Source organism: Dehalobacter sp. TeCB1 (assembly GCF_001707455.1).
In the GTDB taxonomy this organism is placed as follows: Bacteria; Bacillota; Desulfitobacteriia; order Desulfitobacteriales; family Syntrophobotulaceae; genus Dehalobacter; species Dehalobacter restrictus.
Genome location: NZ_MCHF01000062.1, coordinates 1 through 1,899, shown reverse-complemented (window position 1 = coordinate 1,899; position 1,899 = coordinate 1). Strand labels below are relative to the sequence as shown.

General features: G+C 37.2%; 2 protein-coding genes. Both read right to left on the bottom strand.

Going from position 1 to position 1,899, the window contains the following annotated elements; all coding sequences use genetic code 11:
- Positions 1-142: 142 nt before the first annotated feature.
- Complete coding sequence (locus tag A7D23_RS13420) at positions 143-466, bottom strand: recombinase family protein (RefSeq protein WP_019226923.1); 324 nt, start codon at positions 464-466, stop codon at positions 143-145.
- Positions 466-1,899 (bottom strand): recombinase family protein (locus A7D23_RS13415; protein WP_068884144.1); only part of this gene is annotated, 1,434 nt, incomplete at its 5' end. The genes A7D23_RS13415 and A7D23_RS13420, both read right to left, overlap by 1 nt.

Below are 1,899 nucleotides of genomic sequence, written 5' to 3'. Positions count from 1 at the left end.
TCATCAGCCTGTGTCAAGTAAAAACTAAAAAATTTTTAAATTTTTCACATAAAAAAATAGAACCGAGCGATTTCTTCAACGAAACCACCCGGTTTAAGATTATTAAGAATCATCCGTCCTTTGCTTTGGTTTATTGATATTTCTATAATTCATCTGCCGTAAGCAATTCAATACCTTGCTCCTTCCAATCTCTTAAAAGAGAAAGAACATCAAAAACATTTCTGCCAATCCTGCTCATATCTTTTACAATAACGGTATCAATCGCATTTACAGATATGGCATTCTCAATTTCCTTGAGTCCTTTCCTATTGAGATTCAGCCCACTGCCAATATCTCTTGAATATCCAACTATGCTAAAACAATGTTGCTCGGCCAATTTCTTTAACGATCTTTCTTGCCCAATCAGATAAACATCATTTAAATTTTCAGCATTAGCAATCCTGCTGTAGATCCATACTCTCTTCATTATAACATCTCCATTATTTTTTCATAATCATCGGCAAAGTTCCAGACAATCTCAATCTGATTTTCACCGAACACATATATTGAATCAACGAGTTCATTCACTAAATCCCTGCTTAGTTCTTTGATTTCCTGTTTGCTTTTGAAGTGTTCGACAAATTGGTTTTCCGACTCCTTATTCTTTAGTTTTTGAATTTCGTAATCGGCTTCCAGTTTACTAATCTGTGAGGATGTTTGTTCAATCTCTTGATTGTACATTCCCCTCTGCTTCAGATAGTCATCTTTACCGATCTTCCCATCTGAATATTTCTCATATTCCTCAATTCTCAAAGCATTTAGCCTTTCAAGATATTGCTGAGCTTTCCTTAAGGATTGTAATAATTCAGCCACTTCACTTTCTGATTTTTCTTTTGCCTTAAGTACAAGCTTTTCTGCTTTGTTGGCTATTTGAGCCTGTTGCCGTATTGCTTCCAATAGCACTTCCAGAATCATTGGCTCCTTAGTTCTTCCATGAAAGCATAGGCTGTTTTCGTCATAATAGTTGCTCTTACAAATATAATAAGGCACCTTTGTGTGAGAGCGTTGAAGGTTTTTCTTACAAATACCGCATTTAACTTTGCCGTAAAGAACTCTGGTATTATCAATCTTATACTCCTTACGCTTGGATATTTGACGGATCGCCTTTTGAGCTTCCAAATACAATTCCTCGCTTATAATAGCTTCATGAGTATTGGGAACCACAATCCATTGCTCTCTCGGAACAGCGACCGTACTCATGCTATTTACGTCAGGCTTTTCCCTCTTATGGTTGATTGTCTTTCCTGTGTAAGTTTCATCTTTAAAGATTTTTAAGACAGCCATAGTTTGCCAAACCAAATCTCCTTTGGCTTTTCTCCACTTTTTGTTATTATGATTTTTTTGGTAGTGCCTTGCAGGTGAAGGTACTCCATCTGCATTGAGTATTTTGGCGATCGCACTTGTATTGTTCCCCTCGGCTGCCAATTGAAAGATTCGCTTAACAACAACTGCAGCTTCCTCATCAACAACAATTGCATTTTTCTTATCCTTCGCTTTGAGATACCCAAATGGAGCGAAAGAACCAATATACTCGCCCTTTTTCATTTTGGCTGTTTTAGCTGTCTTTACTTTCTTTGATAGGTCTTTACTGTAAAGGTCGTAGATAAGGTTCTTCAACCCAATATCAAGGCCTGCCGTTATACCATTATCTTTTGCACTGTCATATCCGTCATTTACAGATATAAATCGAACTCCTAAAAACGGAAATACTTGCTCCAGATAATCCCCTAACTCCAAGTAGTTTCTGCCAAATCGTGAAAAATCTTTTACCACAATACAGTTAATTTCTCCTTGCCTTACTTTGGTTAACAACTGCTGTACTGCCGGACGTTCAAAATTCGTACCGCTGTAGCCGTCATC

Excerpts from the sequence above, each read along its gene's own strand:
- A7D23_RS13420 (WP_019226923.1), bottom strand. The coding sequence starts at position 466 with ATGAAGAGAGTATGGATCTACAGCAGGATTGCTAATGCTGAAAATTTA.